Origin of the sequence: Verrucosispora sp. FIM060022, assembly GCF_003977705.1 — a bacterium.
Taxonomy (GTDB): Bacteria; Actinomycetota; Actinomycetes; order Mycobacteriales; family Micromonosporaceae; genus Micromonospora; species Micromonospora gifhornensis.
Map to the genome: position 1 here is coordinate 23,805 of NZ_RQIV01000005.1, position 18,751 is coordinate 42,555.

13 protein-coding genes and 1 pseudogene are annotated in these 18,751 nt (G+C 69.9%); 9 read left to right on the forward strand and 5 right to left on the reverse strand.

Annotated features, from left to right (window positions below; genetic code table 11):
* Nucleotides 1-22 precede the first annotated feature (22 nt).
* Nucleotides 23-3,586: a ThuA domain-containing protein gene (locus EG812_RS15525; protein ID WP_126711940.1), complete on the reverse strand. Its 3,564-nt coding sequence runs from the start codon at nucleotides 3,584-3,586 to the stop codon at nucleotides 23-25.
* Between the two features lie 548 nt (nucleotides 3,587-4,134).
* Between EG812_RS15525 and EG812_RS15530 the strand changes: the two genes are divergently transcribed.
* The 6 genes from EG812_RS15530 to EG812_RS15555 all read left to right on the forward strand — a co-directional run bounded on the left by EG812_RS15530 (nucleotide 4,135) and on the right by EG812_RS15555 (nucleotide 12,123).
* Nucleotides 4,135-5,646 carry a sugar ABC transporter ATP-binding protein gene (locus EG812_RS15530; protein WP_126711941.1) on the forward strand — a complete coding sequence of 504 codons (1,512 nt, stop codon included), beginning with the start codon at nucleotides 4,135-4,137 and terminating at the stop codon, nucleotides 5,644-5,646.
* Complete coding sequence (locus tag EG812_RS15535; RefSeq protein WP_126711942.1) at nucleotides 5,643-6,617, forward strand: ABC transporter permease; 975 nt, start codon at nucleotides 5,643-5,645, stop codon at nucleotides 6,615-6,617. Before EG812_RS15530 ends, EG812_RS15535 begins: the two co-directional genes overlap by 4 nt.
* Entirely contained in the window at nucleotides 6,614-7,597 is a 984-nt protein-coding gene (locus EG812_RS15540) for an ABC transporter permease (RefSeq protein ID WP_199743877.1), read from the forward strand. The genes EG812_RS15535 and EG812_RS15540 overlap by 4 nt, the downstream gene beginning before the upstream one ends.
* 13 nt (nucleotides 7,598-7,610) lie before the next feature.
* Nucleotides 7,611-8,795: a substrate-binding domain-containing protein gene (locus tag EG812_RS15545; protein WP_126711943.1), complete on the forward strand. Its 1,185-nt coding sequence runs from the start codon at nucleotides 7,611-7,613 to the stop codon at nucleotides 8,793-8,795.
* 5 nt (nucleotides 8,796-8,800) lie between these two features.
* Nucleotides 8,801-9,652: a sugar phosphate isomerase/epimerase family protein gene (locus tag EG812_RS15550; RefSeq protein ID WP_126711944.1), complete on the forward strand. Its 852-nt coding sequence runs from the start codon at nucleotides 8,801-8,803 to the stop codon at nucleotides 9,650-9,652.
* A 77-nt stretch (nucleotides 9,653-9,729) separates the two neighbouring features.
* Nucleotides 9,730-12,123: an RICIN domain-containing protein gene (locus EG812_RS15555; protein WP_199743878.1), complete on the forward strand. Its 2,394-nt coding sequence runs from the start codon at nucleotides 9,730-9,732 to the stop codon at nucleotides 12,121-12,123.
* A gap of 41 nt (nucleotides 12,124-12,164) precedes the next feature.
* Here the strand turns inward: EG812_RS15555 and EG812_RS15560 are convergent, their stop codons facing one another.
* Both EG812_RS15560 and EG812_RS15565 read right to left on the reverse strand, forming a co-directional pair.
* Complete coding sequence (locus EG812_RS15560; RefSeq protein ID WP_126711945.1) at nucleotides 12,165-13,097, reverse strand: LLM class flavin-dependent oxidoreductase; 933 nt, start codon at nucleotides 13,095-13,097, stop codon at nucleotides 12,165-12,167.
* Nucleotides 13,094-14,962 carry an LLM class flavin-dependent oxidoreductase gene (locus EG812_RS15565; RefSeq protein WP_126711946.1) on the reverse strand — a complete coding sequence of 623 codons (1,869 nt, stop codon included), beginning with the start codon at nucleotides 14,960-14,962 and terminating at the stop codon, nucleotides 13,094-13,096. Before EG812_RS15565 ends, EG812_RS15560 begins: the two co-directional genes overlap by 4 nt.
* Nucleotides 14,963-15,144: 182 nt before the next feature.
* On the opposite strand from EG812_RS15565, the pseudogene EG812_RS29625 reads away from it, so the two are divergent.
* Nucleotides 15,145-15,520: pseudogene (locus tag EG812_RS29625) on the forward strand (alpha/beta fold hydrolase); the annotation flags it as partial.
* Nucleotides 15,521-15,544: 24 nt separating this feature from the next.
* Here EG812_RS29625 and EG812_RS15570 read toward each other — a convergent pair.
* Nucleotides 15,545-16,030 (reverse strand): MarR family winged helix-turn-helix transcriptional regulator, encoded by a 486-nt coding sequence (locus tag EG812_RS15570; RefSeq protein ID WP_043720626.1) that lies wholly within the window; start codon nucleotides 16,028-16,030, stop codon nucleotides 15,545-15,547.
* Nucleotides 16,031-16,151: 121 nt separating this feature from the next.
* Between EG812_RS15570 and EG812_RS15575 the strand changes: the two genes are divergently transcribed.
* A complete protein-coding gene (locus tag EG812_RS15575) occupies nucleotides 16,152-16,802 on the forward strand; it encodes an FMN-dependent NADH-azoreductase (protein ID WP_126711947.1) in 651 nt (216 codons plus the stop codon).
* Between the two features lie 339 nt (nucleotides 16,803-17,141).
* On the opposite strand, the gene EG812_RS15580 is transcribed toward EG812_RS15575, so the two are convergent.
* Nucleotides 17,142-18,206, reverse strand: a complete 1,065-nt coding sequence (locus tag EG812_RS15580) for an AI-2E family transporter (RefSeq protein ID WP_126711948.1) — start codon at nucleotides 18,204-18,206, stop codon at nucleotides 17,142-17,144.
* A 414-nt stretch (nucleotides 18,207-18,620) separates the two neighbouring features.
* Here EG812_RS15580 and EG812_RS29940 point away from each other — a divergent pair, with 414 nt between their 5' ends.
* Nucleotides 18,621-18,743 (forward strand): hypothetical protein, encoded by a 123-nt coding sequence (locus EG812_RS29940; protein WP_286047753.1) that lies wholly within the window; start codon nucleotides 18,621-18,623, stop codon nucleotides 18,741-18,743.
* Nucleotides 18,744-18,751 lie beyond the last annotated feature (8 nt).

The following is an 18,751-nucleotide window of genomic DNA, read 5'->3' on the forward strand; positions in this document are numbered from 1 at the left end:
GTCACTGGTCAGCTGTGGCCGGTCAGGCCTGGCTGAACCGCCACTGCTGGTTGGTGCCACCGTGGCAGGTCCACTGCAACAGTCGGGCTCCGTCGGTGGTGGCGGCGGAGTTGACGTCCAGGCAGAGCCCGCTCGGCACACTCTTCACCGTGTAGACCCCGGAGGTGCCGGTCGGGGTGGCGGTGAACTTCTGTTGGTTGCTGTTGTTGCAGGTGGCCTGCTGGAGGAAGGCCCCCGCTGTGGTGGAGCCGCCGATCACCTCGGCGCACTTGCCACTGTGCACCGCCTTCAGGTAGACCGCGCCATTACCGGCGTCGACGGCCTGCCACTTCTGGTTGTTGCCGCCGGTGGACGCCCACTGATGGATCTGCGCGCCGTCGGCGGTGGAGACACCGTTGACGTCCATCAGCTTGCCGCTGTGCTGCGCGGTAAGCGTCCAGGTCCGGCCCGCCACCCCGTCACCGGGAGGAGGGGTGACCGGGCCGCCGGTGCCGACCCCGGGGCCACCGAAGGTGTGCGAGTCGAGGTCGAACCAGTTGTTGCCGCTGCCCTTGAACACCAGATACAGGGTGTGGGTCCCGGCCAGGGCGGTGACGTTCACCGGCGGCGTGGACTGGTAGTTGTCCCAGCCGCCGGTGGCGGGCACCGGCGTGGTGGCCAGCAGCGTGCCGGTGGGTGAGCCGGCCCGCAGTTCGATCGTGCCGCCGCCCGACGGCGACGACAGCCGGTAGCTGACCGTGTTGATCCCCGACAGGCTCATCGGGGTGAACGCCACCCAGTCGTTGTTGGAGATGTCCCCGATGCGCTTGCCGCTCTGCGCGCCGGCCTGCTCGACGACCCGGGTGCCGGACTGGCTGCTGTAGTACTCGGCCTGCTTGTGCTTGGGTTGGAGGATCACCTGCGCGTGACCGGTGAGCGGCGCCGCGCCACCCGCCCCGCCGTTGTCGGTGTAGCGGGCGTTGAGCACGTAGAACAGGTTGGCGCCGTCGGGGTGCCCGCCGAGCAGGTCGGTCGGGATCGTGCCCGAGCAGCCGGGATAGTCGGTGGTCTCGTGGGCGTGGTCGTCGTGCCCGAGCGCGGGATTGAGGAACACCTTGGAGCAGTCGATCGCCGCGCCACCCGGGTCGGAGACGGAGATCTGGTACGAGACCCGGTCGCCGAAGGTAAGCATGCCTCCGTTGGCCGGGGTGGTGATGGTGACCACCGGGGCGGTGTTGCCGACGGTGATCTGGACGTTGGCGAAGCCGCTCTTGCCCGAACTGTCGGTCACCTTCAACTGGGCCGTGTAGTTGCCGTTGCTGGTGTAGACCTTGGACGGGTTGGCCGCCGTCGAGGTGGTGCCGTCACCGAAGGTCCACTGGTAGCTGAGCGTGTCGCCCGGATCGGGGTCCATCGACCCGGCACTGGAGAACTGCACGGTCAGCGGGGCGTTGCCGCTGGTCGGCGTCCCGCTCGCCTTCGCGATCGGGGTACGTCCGCCCTGGATGTAGTCGATCCGGTAGAGACCCGAGTCGCTGTTGCCGCCGCCGAAGTTGGTGCCCCACTCCAGCAGATACAGCGAACCGTCCGGGCCGAACTCCATGTCCATCGGCTTGTTGAACCGGGTGGTCGGCAGGAACGGGTTGGTGCGGGTGACCGCCGTGGCGGAGTCGAAGTGCACCTCCTTGATGTAGTTGCGGGACCACTCGTAGAAGAAGTGCACGCCGTCGTAGTAGGGCGGGAACTTGGTCGCCGACGGGTTCGCCGCGTTGTACCGGTAGACCGGTCCACCCATCGGGGCGGAGCCGCCGGAGCCCAGTTCGGGGAAGGTCTGCGAGGTGCCGTAGCCGTACCAGATGTTGGGCGCGACCACCGGCCGCAGGCTGGTCAGGCCGGTGTTGTTGGGCGAGTTGTTCACCGGCGCCGCGCAGTTGAACTTGGCGCCCACCGCACCGGTGTCCGGGTTGTACGGCGCGTACGGCTGGTTGTCGCCGTGGCAGAACGGCCAGCCGTAGTTCCCCGGCGCCTTGATCACATTGAGTTCGACGAGACCTTCGGGGCCGCGGTTGGTGGTCGGGGGATTGCGGTCGGGCCCGTAGTCGGCCAGGTAGACCCAGCCGTTGGCCGGATCGATGGAGAAGCGGAAGGGGTTGCGGAAACCCATCGCGTAGATCTCCGGGCGGGTCTGCGCGGTGCCCTGCGGGTAGAGGTTGCCCGACGGGATGGTGTAGCCGCCGCCGGCCGAGGGCCGGATCCGCAGCAGCTTGCCACGCAGGTCGTTGGTGTTGCCGGCGGTACGGGCGGCGTCGAGCATGTGCTTGCCCGACCGCCAGTCCAGCGGGGCGTAGCCCTGCCAGTTGGGGTCGAGGTTCGGTGCCACGTCGTCGCCGGTGCCGATGTAGAGGTTGCCGTCCGGACCGAAGTCGATGTACCCGCCGGTGTGGCCGGGCTCCGGGTAGGTCCGGTCCCGGTACGCCGGGATGTCGATGATGGTGACACCGCTGGACATGTTGAGCGTGTCACCGGTCAACGTGTAGCGGGACACCCGGTTGACGTCCGTGCTGCTGCTCGCCGGTGAGTGGTACAGGTAGACGTACCCGTTGCTGGCGAAGTTCGGGTCCAGGGCCAGCCCGGTGAGTCCGTCCTCGCCACCGGTGTAGACGCTCAGCGTGCCGGCGGTGACGGTGCTGTTCGTACTCGGCTTGAAGATCTTGACCTGGCCGCCGCGTTGCACGTAGAGCACCCGGCCGTCGGGTGCCACCGCCAGCGCCATCGGGTCGACGGTGTTGTCGTCGAGGGTGCGCTTCTCGAAGTTGCCCCAGACGGTGCCACCGCAGTCGCCGGGCTGGTTGCCGGCGGCCCACTTGACGCCACCGAGGACGTGGTTGCGGAAGTGGGTCTCGCTGTAGGACGCGATGGCGTGACCCATGGCCGTGGCCCAGACCCGACCGCCGCCGACGCTGCGGCACCAGGAGATCGGGTGGTCCGGGCCCATCGCCCGGGAACCGGGGTTGTACGTCCGTTCGTCGGCGGTCACCAGCACGTGCACGTCGCCGCGGGGGTTCTTGTCGAAGTTGTACCACTCCTCGCTGCGGTTCCAGCGATCCGGCAGGCTGGCTGTGGACGGGTGCTTCTTGTCGGCCACGATCGCGGTGCCGGGCAGCACGCCGGGGGAGTGCTCGGGCATGTGCGCGCCGGCGTTGATGGTCTGGTCCCACCACGGGTATTCGCCCTCGATGCCCATGTCGGTGGCGTTGTGGATGGCGACGATTCCCTTGCCGGAGGCGAGGTAGCCCTCCACCGCCTGGCGTTGGGCGGCCGAGGTCCAGACCATGCCGGAGGTCTGGAACATGATGAGGACGTCGAAGGTGGCCAGGTTGGCCGGGGTGAAGACGCTCGAGTCCTCACTGTGCACGAGCTCGAAGTTGTCGGCTGCCGCCTGCTGCTGGAACATCGACACCCCGGCGGGGATCGAGTCGTGCCGGTAGCCGGTGGTCTTGGTGAACAGCAGCGCCCGGAAGGCGGGCGCCGCCGACGCCGGGTTGACCAGCGCGAGCGCCAGTAACAGACCCAGGGTCACACCGATGATTGTTGTCTTACGACGCATTCCGTCTCCTCTGTGGCGGTGCGGTGCGGTGCGGGGCGGGGCGGGGCAACTGTGGTGCGACCACGGAGCCGGTCACCGGTCCGGGCACGGCGCAGGGTGCCGTGCGGTGGGCGCGAGCCTGGTCGCGTCGTCGTGCCTGGCGTCGCCCGGTCGCACGGCCGGCGGTCACGCAGCGTCATGCCGGATCGGTTGCCGTCCCGTGGTCGGGAGGGCCGGGGCTGGAAGCTCTATATATGGGAAGTCGTTGATGTTAACGACAACATCTGGAGCGGTGTGGTGCGGTAGCGCGCGTCCTGAAGGTGCCCGTATGGACGCTCACCTGGGCGGTGAGATGATCGAAAGCCGCTGCCAGGTAGGGGATTGCGAACTCATACCCGAACATCTATCTTCATACGTGTGATGTTTCGGTTGTGTCAAGCGAAAGTTTGAGCACGACCACAGGAAGTGCCGTGCTCGGCGACGAAAACGGGCGGGTCGCCGACGCGGAAGTGCTCTGTGTGCCGCCGATGCACCTCGATTCTGACTACTATCCGTAAGGGATTTCGACGATGCCAGACGGACACTCCGGTGCCCTGCTCGCCCTGCGGGGCATCAGCAAGTCCTTCTTCGGCGTCGGTGTCCTGCACGAGGTCGACCTCGACGTCGCGGCCGGCGAGGTGCACGCGGTCGTCGGCGAGAACGGCGCCGGCAAGTCCACCCTGATGAAGATCGTCTCCGGCGGGTACGCCCCGGACGCCGGCACCATCACCCTGGCCGGGCAGCCGCAGGTGTTCGGCAGCCCACGCGACGCCCAGCGGTCCGGCGTCGGCATCATCCACCAGGAGTTCAACCTGCTGCCGGAGCGCACCGTCGCCGAGAACGTCTACCTGGGCCACGAGCCGGTACGCCGCGGCCTGGTCGACCGGCGTCAGATGCTCGCCTCCACCCGACGTCTGCTGGCCACGATCGGCGAGACGGCCCTGCCCGCCGACGCGCCGGTCGGACGCCTCAGCGTCGCCCAGCAACAGGTCGTCGAGATCGTCAAGGCGCTCGCCCTCGACGCGCGACTGATCATCATGGACGAACCCACCGCCGCGCTGGCCGACCACGAGGTGGCCCTGCTCTACCGCCTGGTACGCCGCCTTCAGGAGCAGGGCATCGGCATCCTCTACGTCTCGCACCGGCTCACCGAGGTCTTCGACCTGTCCAGCCGGATCACCGTGCTCAAGGACGGCCGGCGGGTGACCAGCGTGCCCACCGCCGACACCACCGCCGACGAGCTGGTCCGGCACATGGTCGGGCGGGAACTGTCCCACTACTACCCGCCGCGAGCCGCCCCGCAGGACATCGGCGAGGTTCGGCTCACCGTCCGCGCGGGCGGCAACCGCAAGCTGCGCGACATCGACCTGACGTTGCGCGCGGGAGAGGTGCTCGGCGTCGGCGGCCTCCAGGGTTCCGGGCGCTCCGCCCTGGCCCGGGCCCTGTTCGGGGTGGCACCGTTCACCGCCGGCGAGGTCGTCGTCGACGGCACCCCGACCCGCCTGCGTTCCCCGCGTACCGCGATGCGGGCCGGGGTCGCCTACGTCAGCGAGGACCGCAAGGGCGAGGGGATCGTCGCCCGCCAGTCCGTACTGGACAACGCGCTGCTGGCCAGCCGCGCCGTCTTCGCCCTCCGCTCCGGCCGCGCCGCCCGCAGCGTACGGGTCCGGGAACTGCTCGCCGCCGTCGAGGTCCGCAGCGCCGGTGACCAGCAGGAGATCCGGTACCTGTCCGGCGGCAACCAGCAGAAGGTGGTGCTGGCCCGCTGGCTCGCCGTGAACCCGCGGATCCTGCTCTTCGACGAACCCACCCGGGGCATCGACGTGGGTGCCAAGTCGGCGATCCACGACCTGGTGCGCCGACTCGCCCGCGACGGCGCGGCGGTACTGATGATCTCGTCGGACCTGCCCGAACTGCTCGGCATGAGCGACCGCATGATCGTCATGTGCGACGGGCGGATCGCCGGTGAACTGCCGGCCGGCGCCACCGAGGAGGACGTCGTCGCGCTCGCCGTCGGCACGGTACGGGAGACGGCCGCGTGAGCGCCCTGCCCCTGCTGCCCGCCCGCCGACCGGTGCCGGGCGTGTTCGTGGCCCTGGGCCTCACCCTCGCCATCGGCTGGCTGGTCGTCGCGATCGACGGCGGCCAACTGTTCAACCAGTCGACGACGGTGAGTCTGCTGCACGTCGCCGCCGGGCTCGGGTTCGTCGCGGTCGGCCAGACCCTGGTCATCCTCGGCGGCTCACTGGACCTCTCGGTGGCGTACGTGGTCAGCCTCAGCACCCTCGTCGCGGCCGAGACGATGAACGGCAGCAACGCGGCGCTGCTGCCCGCGATCGGCCTCGCCCTGCTCGTCAGCGCCGGCATCGGGCTGTTCAACGGGCTGCTCGTCACCACCGGTCAGATCAACCCGTTCATCGCCACCCTCGGCGTCGGGCTGCTGCTCAAGGGCTATCTCGACAGCAGGTACGACGGCCCGGCCGGCAGCACCGCCCCGGCCCTCGTGCAGACCCTCGGCTACCAGCGGGTCGGGCCCGTACCGCTGTCCTTCCTGCTGCTGCTCGCGGTCGCCGGGGCCTGCTGGTTCCTGCTGTCGCGGACCCGGTTCGGTCACCACCTGATCGCCGTCGGCGGTGACCCGGAGGTGGCCCGGCTCTCCGGGGTCCGCAACGACCGGGTACGGGTGATCGCCCACGTGCTCTGCTCCCTGTGCGCCGGGCTCGCCGGGATCTACCTCGCCAGCCGCCTCGGCTCCGGCGCTCCCCGGGTCGGCACCGAGGGCCTCTACGACCTGGAATCGATCGCCGCGGTGGTGATCGGCGGCACCGCCCTCGCCGGCGGCCGGGGCGGGGTCGTCGGCACCGTCGGCGGAGTGCTGCTGCTCGCCGGCATCGACGCCATCTTCAACCAGCTCGCGGTGGACGCCTTCGCCAAGCAGGTCGTCCGAGGCGTGATCATCATCGCCGCCGTGGCCGTCTACGCCCGTCGGGCCCTGCGGAAGGCGGACCGGTGACCACACAGACCGTCTCCCGCCGCCTCGCACCGCTGCGGCGGGGCAACGCCGGTGGGATCCTGCCGATCCTCGCGGTGCTGGTGGTGCTCCTGGCCCTCGTCGCCGCCCGCCAACCCGACTTCCTCAGCCCGCCGTCGCTGATGTCGTTCCTCGGCCGCTCGGCGCCGATCATCCTGCTCGCCGCCGGTCAGTACTTCGTGATCGTCTCCGGGGAGTTCGACCTGTCCGTCGGCTCCCTGGTCACCGCGCAGGTGGTGGTCGCCGCCCGGCTCATCGACAGCGACCCGTCGCGGACCTGGCCGGTGGTGCTGGTGCTGCTCGCCGGAGGTGCGCTCGTCGGCCTGGTCAACGGCCTGATCACCACCCGGCTGCGGGTGCCCTCGTTCGTCACCACCCTCGGCATGTTCCTGATCCTCGTCGGCGCGGTCTACCTCTGGTCCGACGGCGCACCCAAGGGCGGTCTCACCGACCAGTTCCGCCAACTCGGTCGCCGGGCCGTCGAGGACGTACCGGTGCTCGGTCGGCTGCCGTACGCGCTGCTGGTCCTGCTGGTCCTCGCGGTGGCCGCGGTGCTGCTGATGCGCTCCGACTTCGGTCGGACCCTGGTCGCCGTCGGCGACAACCCGCGGACCGCACAGCTGAGCGGGGTGCGGGTGTGGCGGACCCGCACCATCGCCTTCGTCCTCAGTGGCCTCGCCGCGGCGGTCGCGGCGATCCTGATCGGCGGCTACGGCGGCGTCTCCTTCCAGGCCGGCGCGGGCCTGGAGTTCGGTGCCATCACCGCGGTCGTCCTCGGCGGGGTCGCCCTGGGCGGCGGCCGGGGCTCGGTCGTCGGCGCGATGCTCGGCGCGCTGACCCTCGAACTGCTCTTCGCGTTGATGAATTTCTACGGCGTCTCCGGCGCGCTCAGACCGAGCGTGCAAGGCGCCATCATCCTGCTCGCCGTGGCGGTCTCGGCCCGGCGTTTCTCATCCAGATAAAGGGGATTGCCTCATGAAACGTTGCCTGGCCGCGGTCGCCGCGGTGACCTTGTTGACGCTCGCCGGCTGCGCCACGGACACGCCGGTGGCCACCCCGTCGAGCACCGAGTCCGCACCTGCCGGCGCCGGCACCGGCGAGCAGTCGAAGTTCTTCGACCAGGCCGACTACGACAACGAGTTGGCGCTGCTCGACGCCACCGCCACCGGTCCGGCGGACAAGCCGTGGGAGCAGGCGCTCAACCCCACGCTTGTGGACACCACGAAGTTCAAGAAGGCCGGCCCGTACAAGATCTGTTTCTCCAACGCGGCGTTGAACAACCCCTGGCGGCAGGTCGGTTACAAGACCATGCAGGCCGAGGTGGCGGCGCAGGGCGACCGGATCAAGGAGTTCGTGCACGTCGAGGCCGAGGGCAAGGACCAGAAGCAGATCGCCGACATCAACGACCTGCTCGGCAAGGACTGCGACGCCCTGATCGTCTCGCCGAACACCACCGCCACCCTCACCCCGGCCGTGGAAGCGGCCTGCCAGACCGGTCTGCCCGTGATCGTCTTCGACCGTGGCGTCGACACCGACTGCCCGGTGACCTTCATCAACCCCATCGGCGGGTACGGCTTCGGTCATGTCGGCGCCGAGTTCGTCAGCCAGCGGATGAAGCCCGGCGGCAAGCTGCTCGCCCTGCGCATCCTGCCCGGCGTGGACGTGCTGGAGACCCGCTGGTCCGCCGCGAAGGTCGCCTTCGACAAGGCGGGCGTCGACGTCGTCGGGGTCGAGTTCACCGACGGCGACCCGGCCAAGACCAAGAAGATCGTCGACGACTACCTCCAGCGGTACGGCACCATCGACGGCGTCTGGATGGACGCCGGGGCGGTCGCGGTCGCGGCGGTCGAGGCGTTCCAGGACGCCGGCAAGCCGGTGCCCCCGATCAACGGCGAGGACCAGCTCGACTTCCTGAAGGTGTGGAAGGAGGCCGGTCTCACCGCGATCGCGCCGACCTACCCGACCTACCAGTGGCGCACCCCGATCATCGCGGCCCTGCGCATCCTCGACGGCCAGCAGGTGTCCAGCCCGTGGAAGCTGCCCCAGCCGACGATCACACAGGAGAACCTCGACAGCTACCTCGACGCGGACATGCCGCCGCTGCACTACGCGATGTGCGGCTGCACCGACCTGCCCGGATACCCCCAGCGCTGGAAGTAGGCCCGATGTACGAGATCGGCGTCAACCCGTGGGTGTGGGCCTCACCGGTCGACGACGCGGCCCTCGCCGACCTGGTGCCCCGGATCGCCCGGTTCGGCTTCGACGCGGTGGAGTTGCCGATCGAGCAGCCCGGGGACTGGGATCCGGCACGGACCCGGGACCTGCTCACGGCCCACGGCCTGACCGCCGCCGGCGTCTGCGCGGTCACCCCGCCCGGTCGGGACCTGGTCGACGCCACCCCGGAGGTGGTCGAGGCGACCCGGGCGTACCTGCGGGGCTGTGTGGACGCTGCGGTGGCCGTCGGCGCGCCGACCGTCGGCGGGCCGGTCTACGCCTCGGTGGGCCGGACCTGGCGGATGAGCGTGGCCGAGCGCGCCGCCTGCTACGCCGACTTCCGTCGGGCGCTGACGCCGGTCGCCGACTACGCCGGACAGCGGGGTGTGGCCATCGGCGTGGAGGCGCTCAACCGCTACGAGACGAGCGTGGTCAACACCATCGAGCAGACGTTGGACCTGATCGACGGTCTGCCGCCGAACGTCGGTCTCATGATCGACACGTACCACATGAACATCGAGGAGGCCGACCCGTACGCCGCGCTCGCCGTCGCCGGCTCGCACATCAAGCACGTGCAGGTCAGCGGCACCAACCGGGGTGCTCCCGGCGCCGACCACCTGGACTGGCCCCGGTTCCTCGCCGTGCTGACCACGACCGGATACCGGGGCGCGGTCTGCATCGAGTCGTTCACCCCGGACAACGACACGATCGCCACCGCCGCCTCGATCTGGCGACCGTTGGCTCCCTCACCGGACCGGCTCGCCCTCGACGGCCTGGCCCACCTGCGCGGAATCCTCGGCTGACCTGCCAGCGACATCCCGTGCAGCCCTGAGCACGCACCCCCACCCACCACACTCCCGTCCCAGGTAAGGAGACCTCTGTGTCCGTACCTCCCTTGTCGGCCGCACCCGGACGGGTGCTGGCCGCGATCGCGGCGGTGACGCTCACCGGCGCGGTCACCGCCACCGTCGTGGCCGCCTCCGCCGCACCCGCCCTCGCGGCCACCACCACCCTGTACGCATCCCCGTCCGGTAGCGGCAGCAGTTGCAGCGCCGCCCAGCCGTGCTCGTTGACCGCCGCGCAGACCGCGGTACGGGCGCTGAACAGCTCGATGTCCGGCGACATCGTCGTGCAACTCGCCGACGGGGTGTACCGGCTGTCGTCGCCACTGCGGTTCACCGCCGCCGACTCCGGCACCAACGGCTACCGGGTGCTGTGGCAGGCGGCACCGTCGGCCCGACCCGTGATCAGCGGCGCGCGGGCGGTCACCGGCTGGTCGCTGGTCGACGCCGGCCGCAACATCTGGCGGGCCAACGTCGGCGCCGGGCTGGACAGCCGGCAACTCTACGTCGACGGTGCCGTCGCCACCCGGGCCCGTACCCAGGTCAACCGGGCCGACTTCACCGCCGACAGCACCGGCATGCGGTTCACCAGCGGTGCGTTGAGCTACCTGAACAACCTGGCCAACCAGAGCCGCATCCAGATGGAGAGCGTCAACTCCTTCACCGACCGGTACGTGTCGGTGCAGAGCATCAGCGGCAACCAGATCCGGATGCAGCAGCCGGGCTGGAGCAACAACAACTTCGGGTACGACACCTTCACCAGCCCGCACCGGCCCGGCCCGCTCTACCTGACCAACGCCTACGAGTTCCTGGACTCGCCGGGGGAGTGGTATCTGGATCCGGGCAGCGGCGCGCTGTCCTACATCCCGCTCGCCGGGCAGAACATGAGCACCGCCCGGGTGGAGTTGCCGACCCTGCAGTCCCTGCTCCAGCTCGGCGGCACGTACGCCGCGCCCGCGCACCACGTGACGTTCTCCGGGATCACCTTCACCGGCACGAGTTGGCTGGGCGCCAGCAGCAACCAGGGCTACGTGGATCAGCAGACCGGCGCGTACATCTACGGCAACTGGAACTGGCCGGCCTTCAGTTCGTGCCACAACGGCTGCCCGCAGTTCGAGGCGACCCGACCGAACTGGCAGCAGATGCCGGCCGCCGTGCAGATCTCCGCCGCCGACAACATCACCTTCACCGACTCCGCGTTCGTCAACCTCGGTCAGACGGCCATCGGCATCGGCAACGACGCCAACGCCCACGCCAGCGGGGTCGGCCTCGGGGCCAGCAACATCACCGTCACCCGATCCGAGATCGCCCGCAACGCGGCCGGGGGCATCGTCGTCGGCGGCGTACGGGCCGACGCCCACCACCCGAGCGACCAGCGGATGGTCAACCGGGACATCACCATCAGCAACAACCGGCTGCACGACCTGGGCATCGAGTACCGGGGCATCGTCTCGGTGCTGACCACGTACGTCACCAACGCCACCATCTCGTACAACGAGGTCTACAACATGCCGTACACCGGCATGTCCATCGGCTACGGCTGGGGCTCCAACGACGCCGGCGGCAGCAACCACTACGCCGACCGGGGCCTGTACAACTACCAGCCGCGCTACACCACCGCCACCACGGCGGCCAACAACCGGCTGATCGGCAACTACGTGCACGACGTCATGCAGCAGATGAACGACGGCGGCTGCATCTACACCCTGTCGGCGAACCCGGGCGCGCTGATCAGCGACAACTACTGCCTGCGGACCAACGGCCACTTCGGGCTCTACTTCGACGAGGGCTCACGCTTCTTCACCGCCCGCAACAACGTCTTCTCCTCGACCGGCACCTGGGCCACGGCCAACTACTGGTACGCCGAGAACATGGGCAACTTCACCGTCACCAACAACTGGTCGACAAACGGCAGCACCAACGTGACGAACGGCGACCGGGGCAACGTCGTCTCCGGCAACGTGACGGTGACGGGCGGCAACTGGCCCTCGGGCGCCCAGGCCGTGATGGCCGCCGCCGGACCGCAGGGCGGCGGCACCCCGCAGAGCGTGCAGATCGTCGGTGGGCAGTCCGGCCGCTGCCTGGAGATCGGCGGGTCGAGCACCACCAACGGCACCCAGGCGCAGCTCTGGGACTGCCACGGCGGCACCAACCAGCGGTGGACGTACACCGCCGGCAAGCAACTGATGGTGTACGGCAACAAGTGCCTCGACGCCTCCGGGCAGGGCACCGCCAACGGCACCCTGGCGATCATCTGGGACTGCAACGGCCAGACCAACCAGCAGTGGAACGTCAACAGCAACGGCACCATCACCGGTGTCGCGTCCGGGCTCTGTCTCGACGCCAGCGGCTACGGCACCACCAACGGCACAAAGGTCCACCTCTGGGCCTGCCACGGCGGCACCAACCAGCAGTGGTCCCTGCGCAGCTGATCCCCGCGTGGTGGGGTGGGTCGGGCCACCCCACCACACGGTCACCCCTCGCCCTGCGCCCGATCCGGCGCGGCGGGTCGGCGTTCCCGCTCGACGATCGCCCGTACCGCAGGTGCGATCTCGGCGCCGAAGCGCTGCGTCATGCTCGGGTCGTCGCCGCCGATGATGAAGGCGCTGACGCCGTGCCGCAGGGCCAGCTCGGCGATCTGGTCGACCCAGGCGTCGGACGGGCCGTTGAGCAGCCCGCGCGGCGCCGACGAGAACTGGACGTTCATGAAGTTCATCAGCCGTCGTACGGCGGCCGGGTCGCGACCGGCGTCGTGCGCCGCGGCGTCGATCCGGGCATGGAGTTCGGGCAGGGAATCGGCCCCCCGGGGCAGGTACTCGATGGTGGGCAGCCAGCCGTCGCCGACCGCACCGGTGAGGGCGAGCATCTTCGGCTTGTACGCGCCGACCCAGATCGGGATGTCGTGGGCGGGCCGCGGGCCACGTCGGGCCCCCTTCACCGAGTAGTACCGCCCGTCGTAGTTCACGGCCCCGGTGGCGTCGGTGTCCCAGATCTCGCGGATGATCTCGATGCCTTCGCCCAGTGCGGTGACGCCCTGGGCGGCGCTCAGCCGCCGTCCCCCCATGGCGGCGATGCCGTCCCAGAACGCACCGGCACCGATGCCGAGTGCGAAGCGGCCGCCACTGAGGATGTCGAGGGAGGCGGCGGCCCGGGCCAGCACCGCCGGCGGTCGCAGCGGCAGGCTGGCGACGTTGGCGTTGACGTGGATGCGCTCGGTGCGGGCCGCGGTGAAGGCGAGCAGGGTCGAGGTGTCCAGGAACGAGGGCTGGTACGGGTGGTCCTGAAAGCTGACCAGGTCGAGACCGGCCCGGTCGGCGGTGACGGCCAGGTCGACAACCTGTCGGGCCTGCTGCGCGACGGGCGTGGCGAAGACGCCGAAGAGCAGGTCGTGTCCGTAGTCGGTCATGCGCGTGCCTCCTGCACCGCTGCGGGGTCGACCGTCGGGTCGATGTTGAAGTTGTCCCGGAAGAGGTTGTCCGGGTCGTACCGGCGTTTCAACGCGCGCAGGCGCTCCAGCACCGGTGCCGGGAAGGCGTCGAGCAGCCGCGCCGGGCTGCGGTCGGTCTCGAAGCTGAGGTAGAGGCCGTCGAAATGCCGGCGCAGTGGCTCCCACACCGCGGTGAGGCGCTTGTCGTTCTGGCCCATCGCGGCCAGTTGGAAGGCCGGGGTGCGGTGGGTGAAGGCGGTGTCGCCGGGTGCCACGTCGGCGATCGCGCCGCCCATCGCCCGCAGCTCGAAGAAGTAGACGGCACCGCTGCGCAGCATCGCGGCGGCGTCGCGGGCGAACTCGGGGGTCAGCGTGGGCAGGAACGCCGACCGGGAGTTCGGCTCGCCGAAGCCGTGCTGGCCGTCCGGTCCGACGTCGGCGGCGCTACCCATGACACCCGCGTACGGGGTCATCACCACCTGCTGGCGGGCGAGCATGCCGAGCTCCAGGAACGGTGTCAGGCGCGCCACGACGATGTCGGGATCCGGGTTGTCGACCACCGCGAAGAGCTGGATGGTCGAGAGGCCGTCGCGGGGTTGCCCGGTGACGAGGAAGACCGTCGTGTCCCTGGGCGCGGCGCTTGCCAGTTCGCCGTAGCGTCGGAGCGACTGTTCGATGTCGGTGGAGACCAGGGCGAGTTGCGCCCAGCCGACCTCACCCACCTCGTCGACCTCGAATTCGAACGAGGTGGCGATGCCGAAGTTGGCGCCCGCGCCACGTACGGCCCAGAACAGCTCCGGGTGCTGCTGCCTGCTGGCCCGCACCTGCCGGCCGTCGGCGAGCACGAGGTCCACCGACCGGAGATGATCGATCGTCAGGCCGTGGTTGCGGGAGAGCAGGCCGATCCCGCCCGCCGTGGCGAGCCCGCCGACGCCGACCCCGCCGTAGTCTCCCGAGCCCAGCGCCCACCCGTGCGGGGCCAGGGCCGCGGCGATCTGCTTCCAGGTCGCGGCGGGACCGGTGCGTACGAGCCGGCGGGCGGGGTCCACCACCTCGATCGCGTTCATCGCGCCCAGGTCGATCACCAGGCCGCCACGGTTCGTGGAGCGGCCACTGATGCCGTGGCCGGCGCTGCGGATGCCCAGCGGCAGGTGCCGGTGTCGCCGGGCGAACTCGATCGCGTCCGACACCTCCGCCGGTGTCCGGGGTCGCAGCACGAGTCCGGGAGCACCACCGCGCAGGTAGGTCGAGGACAGGGCGCGGTAGGGCGGGTCACCGGGCTCGACCGCCGTCTCGGCGAGTGACGCCGGTACGCCGTCGTAGTCGATGGCCGGCTTGCGGTGCGCGCGTACGGCCGCCGGGCGTCGGCGTACCCCGGCTCGGTCGTCGCGCCCGGCGACCAGCGCGGCGAGACGCTCGACGTCCTCGCGCGATTGCACCGGGACCACGACGGGCAGATCGGTCTCGGCAGCGCCGGCCAGATCCTCCGGCGTCGCGTCCGGTGACGCGACGACCCAGCCCGCCGGGTCGGAGATGATCCGACCCGGCGCCAGGATGTCGAGGCTGTCCGCTGCCTTGGCCTGGACCTTCGGGTACGGCGCCTCGGGGTCGGTCGGATCGGGTGGTGACATGTCGCTGGCGGGGGCGCCGATGGTGATCCGGCTGGTCGATCCGGCGAGCCAGACCGCCGCCGTCCACGGGTCGAGGCCGGTGGCCCGCTCCGCCGTCCCGTCGGCGACGACCACCAGGTCCAGGCCGCGTTCCTCGGCCAGGCGGGCCAGCGCGACGGTCTCCTGCGGGGCGTGGGCCAACCGTGACACGTCGAGAGCGATGCCGATCTCCATGACCATTCCTCATCCCGGACTCGTGCCCACGAGGAGTCGTCTCCGCGCGGTCTGACCTCTGTCGCAGCCGGCCCTCGGCGGGCTGGTGCCGCTGTTGTCGCTCAATGAAATGCTCGGCACTGCCGATAATATTTCAGACAGATGGTCGTCATGCCAAAATTTGTGACGCACGCCGGCACCACATGGACCACTACGCGGACGACCTGGCCGCCGTGCTGACGGCTCTGGACCTGCAAAGGGCGACGCTGATCGGCTCCTCCGCCGGCGGTGGCGAGGTGGCCCGGACGTCGGCCCGGTTCGCAGCAGTGCCGGGAACCTCGCCGAAGGCCCCTTTTTCTGGCTGCCGGGCATGCAGTCCGGGCACAAGGCCGCGTACGACTCGATCAAGGCGTTCTCGGAGACCGATCTGACCGAGGACCTGCAGCGGATCTATGTCCCACGCTGATCGTGCACGGTGACGACGACCAGATCGTGCCGATCGACGGCTCGGCCCAGCAGGCAGCGAAGATCGTCAAGGACGTCACCCTCACGATCTACCCGGGTGGCCCGCACGGCATTCGAACAGCACGCGGGGGACTGGTGTCACCGGGGTTGGCTAGCGGACTCCGGCGCCGCGGCGATCTGCCGGGTCACGTGGCAGGCCACCTCGCGCAGGACGTCGATCTGGCTCGGGGTCAGACCGTCGATGACGTAGTGGCGCACGGCCGCGACGTGCCCCGGGGCCGCCGCGACCACGAGATCCCAGCCGGCGTCGGTGAGCGTGGCCACGGTGTAGCGAGGGCTCTCCGGGTCGGGCGCGCGGCGCAGCAGCCCTCGTTGCTCAAGCCGTTTGACGACGTTCGACAGGCGCGACAGCGAGGAGCTGACGAAACTGGCCAGGTCACTGAGGCGCATGGTCCGGCCGGGTGTCATGGACAGGCCGCTGAGCACGAAATAGTCGAACAGCGTGAGGTGGCTGTCGCGCAGCAGTTGGGCGTCGAGAGCACTCGGCAGGTTGAACATCAGCTTGGCCAGCGCAAGCCAGGCGTCGCGCTCGTGGTCGGTCAACCACCGAGGTTCGTCAGACATGTCGCAAGAGTATGCCGCTCGGTTCGGCCATGAGTGAGGCATCTCTCAAACTACTTCAAACTTGAAGCAGATGCTCTAGCCTCGGATTCAACCTTGAACCTACATGCCGAGGAGAGTAACCGTGACCCTGTTCAGGCTGGACGCCAGCATCCGTACGCACGGGTCCGCGAGTCGGGAGATCGCGGACATCGTCGAACAGGAGTGGCTGGCCAACCGTCCCGGTGACACCGTCGAGCGCCGTCATGTCGGCGTGGACACCCTGCCGTCGACCGCGTGGGCGGCGGCGCTGTCCGCCTCGATGACGCCGGCCGAGGAACACACCCCCGAGCAGCAGGAGGCGGTCGCTCTCGCCGCGACGTTGGTGGACGAGTTGCTGGCCGCCGAGGCGTTGCTGTTCGCCGTGCCGCTCTACAACTACGGCGTCTCCCAGCACTTCAAGACGTACATCGACCTGGTGTTGACCGACCCTCGGGCCAATGGGCAGCCGTTCCTGGCGGGCAAGCCCGTCGTGCTCGCCACGGTGCGTGGTGGCGCGTACGGTGCCGGTACTCCCCGGGAGGGCTGGGACCACTCGACGGCGTACCTGCGCCGGATCCTCGTCGACTGCTGGGGCGCCGACCTCACCGTGATCGAACGGGAGTTCACCCTGGTCGGGGTCGCACCCGCGCTCGACGCCTTCGCCGACGTGGCCGCGGAGATGCATGCCGGGGCGTTGGAGTCGGCGCGGGAGGCCGGTCGCGCCCTCGGCGGCGCCCTGAGCGTCACGAACTGAAGGGGCGTCTCGAGAGCGGAACGCGCGGCAGCCCATCGCCTTCGACGGGGTCGAGTTGTTCGAACCCCTGGCAGCCCACACCGACAAACCCACCCCAACGGCATGACCTCGTGGAGAGCCCGGTGCGGTGAGAGTCGCACGCCGGGTTCGGCGGGCGGGTCCGGGAAACGGACCTGGAGCAATCCAGGCACCGCGCCCGGGCTCGACCCAACACGAACTCGTGGATGAACGACTTCGGCAAGATCCGACGCTGCACCGACCGCCACATCGACGAACAGTTCCAGGAATGCCGTATGCGCCTGCTCGGGCCGGCGTAGCGGAGCATCCCCTCGACCCGCGTCATGTCTCGCCGGACTCTGCCGCGCGATGCCGCTGGGACGCCGGGACGAACTCGCGCAGCAGGATACGTACGATTCCGGCGACCGGTATGGCCAGCAGCGCTCCGACCAGACCGCCGAGTTCCGCGGCGACCAGCACACTGACCAGCACCACAAGAGGGTTGAGCTGCACCGTGTGGGACATGATGACCGGCTGGAGCAGATGGTTTTCCACCTGCTGGTAGAGGACGAAGAAGACCAGCACGACCACCCCGGCGGTGGGTGAGTGCAGGAATGCCGCACCGCCTGCGGCGATCGCCCCCAGCGTCGCCCCCACGAGAGGAATCAGGTCGGCCACCGCGACGACCAGAGCGATGACGCCGGCGAAGGGCACTCCGGTCAGTGCCAGCACCACGAACGTCGCCAGCCCGCAGATCACACTGATCACCAGGTTCCCGCCCACATAGCCGGTGATCGTGCGCGACGCCCCCCGCCCGATCCGGCACAGCCGCCCCCGGCGGCCCTCACCGGCCAACGCCAGCACCCCGGACAGCAGCCGCGGCCCTTGAACCACCATCAGAAAGGCGAGCACCGTCACCGTCAACGCGCCCGCGACACCCTGCACCGTCGCCCGCAGCGCCGCGACCGTCGACCGCCCGGCCTGGGCGCCGTAACGCTGCAGCTGATCGATGTGCGGTCCGGCAGCCTGCCGCAGGTGCAACCGCTCCAGCACCCCACCGACCGGTCCCCGACCGCCCCGGGCCTCCCGTACCAGCTCCGGTGCCCGCTCCGCGAACCGGCCCAGCTGCTCGACGAGCGGCACGAGGACCAGCGCCGCCAGCGCGCCGAGCACCACCAGGAAGGCGAGGAACACCAGCAGCGTGGCCACCGTCCGCCGCCGCACCCACCGGCGCTGCACTCGTTCCACGAGCGGATTCAGCGCCACCGCCAGGAACACCGCCACCACCGTCCAGGCCAGCACCCTGCGCGTCTGCCACACCAGTACCAGTCCGGCCGCGGTGGCAAGGACCAGCCCGATGGCGATCAGCACCCGCCGCGCCGTGGTTCGGTCGTCGACCTCGCTCATCGCGCGCGGCTTCCCGGGCGCGAGGCTGATCAAACGCCACGCCTCCCGGCGGGCAGTTCGTGCGTCCTGCTCCCGGTCGTAATGTCACCCGTACCGGGTTTGGAGATGCTCGAGCAACGTCTGGCCTTCACCAGGGCACTCGCCTGGGTGACTAGACGTCCCGGCCTGGCCGGCGCACCCGGTTCGCGCCGCCCCCGGCGTTCGTGAACGCCGACCGGCCTCGTGGCGGCGCTCCGGTTGTTCGCCGGTCGTCCGGCGAAAGCGGGCCGCCCACCACCCCGCCGCCCGGCAACAACGGCTGCACGGTCAGCGTGAACCGGGCCGAGGAGTGGGGCGACCGCTTCAACACGACCTTCTCGGTCTGGTCGCCGCCCACGGCCGGATCGTCTCGGTGGAGCGACTGATTGCGCAGGTGTGGCGGCTGCTCTCGAGCCGCACGTGTACCAGACCGGGCTGGCCCTCGGTCGGCAGTTGACCTGGTCCGACCTGGCCGAGCTGCTCGCCGACGAGGGCAGGTGGTCGGCCGGCCTGAACTGAGCCGCGCC